The organism is Mycobacterium sp. (assembly GCF_019247615.1).
Lineage (GTDB): Bacteria > Actinomycetota > Actinomycetes > Mycobacteriales > Mycobacteriaceae > Mycobacterium.
Map to the genome: position 1 here is coordinate 1 of NZ_JAFBAT010000170.1, position 2704 is coordinate 2704.

4 protein-coding genes are annotated in these 2704 nt (G+C 65.4%); 1 reads left to right on the plus strand and 3 read right to left on the minus strand.

What is annotated here, in order from left to right:
- Positions 1–188 (minus strand): ClpX C4-type zinc finger protein (locus JO059_RS11405; protein WP_293316933.1); only part of this gene is annotated, 188 nt, incomplete at its 3' end.
- Between the two features lie 259 nt (positions 189–447).
- On the opposite strand from JO059_RS11405, the gene mmuM reads away from it, so the two are divergent.
- A complete protein-coding gene (mmuM, locus tag JO059_RS11410) occupies positions 448–1359 on the plus strand; it encodes a homocysteine S-methyltransferase (RefSeq protein ID WP_293316939.1) in 912 nt (303 codons plus the stop codon).
- A gap of 22 nt (positions 1360–1381) precedes the next feature.
- On the opposite strand, the gene clpP2 is transcribed toward mmuM, so the two are convergent.
- Together clpP2 and JO059_RS11420 are read right to left on the minus strand one after the other, a co-directional pair.
- Positions 1382–2026: an ATP-dependent CLP protease proteolytic subunit ClpP2 gene (gene clpP2 / locus JO059_RS11415; protein ID WP_293316936.1), complete on the minus strand. Its 645-nt coding sequence runs from the start codon at positions 2024–2026 to the stop codon at positions 1382–1384.
- Complete coding sequence (locus JO059_RS11420) at positions 2023–2613, minus strand: ATP-dependent Clp protease proteolytic subunit (protein ID WP_293316942.1); 591 nt, start codon at positions 2611–2613, stop codon at positions 2023–2025. The genes clpP2 and JO059_RS11420 overlap by 4 nt, the downstream gene beginning before the upstream one ends.
- Positions 2614–2704 lie beyond the last annotated feature (91 nt).

Here is a 2704-nt window from a genome sequence, read left to right on the forward strand (position 1 = left end):
TTGGGCAGTTCGTCGAGCTTGACGTCGTCGGCGTCGGCCAGCTCCTCCTCGATGATCTCGTTGCAGAGATCGATGCACTCGTCGCAGATGTAGACACCGGGGCCGGCGATGAGTTTCTTGACTTGCTTCTGGCTCTTCCCGCAGAACGAGCACTTAAGCAGGTCGCCGCCGTCTCCGATGCGCGCCATGGTGCTGAGGGCCTACTTCCTGTTCGCCGTTCGTCGTGCTATGCCGCATGTAATCCCCGACGCTACCCGCTTGCTCGGGCCCAGCGCGACCATTAGCGGCGAATCGCGTCGGTGGTATTCACCTGTCGTCTGAATGAAACATATAGGCAGACGCTGCCGTTCTCCCGCCGAGACGCGCAATCCGTGTCTTTGGCGTGTCGCGGTCGTTACCCGACCGAGGCTGACGTTCTGGCTCAACCCTACAGTGATCCGAGTGGAATTGGCTGTAACTTTTGCGGGATCCGGCGTATCGCCGCTGATCAGCGACGGCGGCTTGGCCACCGAGCTGGAGGCGCGCGGTCATGACCTGTCCGACCCGCTGTGGTCGGCCAGGCTGCTTGCCGACGCGCCCGGGGAGATCGTGGCGGTGCACGCCGCATACTTTCGTGCGGGTGCCGACGTCGCGACGACGGCCAGCTATCAGGCTTCGTTCGAGGGCTTTGCCGCCCGAGGGATCGACCGCCGGGAGGCCGCGGGGCTGCTGCGGCGCAGCGTCGAGCTTGCCAAGGCGGCATGCGACGGGGCCGCCCGCGACGGGCTGCTCGTCGCCGCGTCGGTCGGCCCGTACGGCGCCGCGTTGGCCGACGGCTCCGAATATCGCGGACGCTATGGCCTGTCCGTCGCAGCGTTGACCCGGTGGCATCGGCCCCGGCTGGAGGCCCTGGCCTCTGCGGGACCCGATGTGCTGGCCCTGGAAACGGTGCCCGATATCGACGAGGCCGAGGCGCTGGTCAACCTGGTCCGGTCGGTCGACGTGCCGGCGTGGCTCAGTTACACCATCGACGGCACGCAGACCCGCGCCGGTCAACCCCTGGCGGACGCTTTCGCGGTGGCCGCCGGGGTCGACGAGATAGTGGCGATCGGCGTCAATTGCTGCGCGCCCGACGACGTCCTTCCCGCGATTCGCGTGGCCGATATCGGCAAGCCGGTGATCGTCTACCCGAACAGCGGCGAGGTGTGGGACGGCCGCGCCTGGACCGGTCCGCGCAGGTTCTCGACGCAGCTAGCGACGCAGTGGGCGGAGGTGGGCGCGCGCATCATCGGTGGGTGCTGCCGAGTCGGGCCGGCCGACATCGCCGAGGTTCGTCGAGCGTGCAATCAGCGCGAACATTTTGGGGTGGACTCGCACTGAGCGCACGTTCGGCGAGAGCACATCAGGCCGTCTGCGCGGACAGCTTCCGATACTCCAGCACGGTGTCGATGATCCCGTAGTCCTTGGCCTCTTCGGCGGTCAGGATCTTGTCGCGGTCGGTGTCCTTGCGGATCACCGAGGCGTCCTTGTTGGTGTGGCGGGCCAGCTTGGTCTCCATCAGCGTGCGCATCCGCTCGATCTCGGCGGCCTGGATCTCCAGATCGGAGAATTGCCCCTGGATCACACCCGACAGCGACGGCTGATGAATCAGCACCCGGGCGTTCGGCAGCGCCATCCGCTTACCGGGCGTTCCGGCCGCCAGCAAGACCGCCGCCGCCGAGGCGGCCTGACCCAGGCACACCGTCTGGATGTCGGCGCGCACGTACTGCATGGTGTCGTAGATCGCCATCAGCGAGGTGAAACCGCCACCCGGTGAGTTGATGTACATGGTGATGTCGCGGTCGGGATCCAGCGACTCCAGCACCAGCAGCTGCGCCATGATGTCGTTCGCCGACGCATCGTCGACCTGCACGCCAAGGAAGATGATGCGCTCTTCGAACAGCTTGTTGTACGGGTTGGACTCCTTGACGCCGAAGCTGGAGTGCTCGATGAACGACGGCAGGATGTAGCGCGCCTGGGGCTGGATCTCGGGATGCTGATTACTCACTGGGCTTCTCCGTTGGTGATGTGGGCGGCGCGGGTGATGATGTGGTCGACGAAGCCGTACTCCAGGGCTTCCTGGGCGGTGAACCAGCGGTCGCGGTCCGAATCCGTTTCGATGCGCTCGATCGGCTGACCCGTGAACTCGGCGTTGAGCCGGAACATCTCCTTCTTGATGACCGCGAACTGTTCGGCCTGGATGGCGATGTCGGCGGCGCTGCCCGTCACCCCGCCGAGCGGCTGGTGCATCAGGATGCGGGCGTGCGGCAGCGCGAAGCGCTTTCCCCTGGTACCCGCCGCCAGCAGGAACTCCCCCATCGAGGCGGCCATGCCCATGGCGTAGGTCGCGATGTCGCAGGGCGCCAGCACCATCGTGTCGTAGATCGCCATCCCGGCGCTGATCGAACCGCCCGGTGAGTTGATGTAGAGGTTGATGTCCTTTTCCGCGTCCTCGGCCGCGAGCAGCAGAATCTGTGCGCACAGCCGGTTGGCGACTTCGTCGTTCACTTCCGACCCTAGGAAGATGATGCGCTCGGAGAGCAAGCGCTCATAAACCGAGTCCGTGAGGTTGAGGCCCAACGAGTTCGAACGCATGTCAGTCACGACGGGATTACCTGCTTTCTGGAATTCTTCTATGGACCGACCCTAACGAACCAAGCCCGCTGTGTGCCGGTCGCGGACCTCC

Coding starts and splice junctions, on each gene's coding strand:
- JO059_RS11420 (WP_293316942.1), bottom strand. CDS start 2,613: ATGCGTTCGAACTCGTTGGGCCTCAACCTCACGGACTCGGTTTATGAG.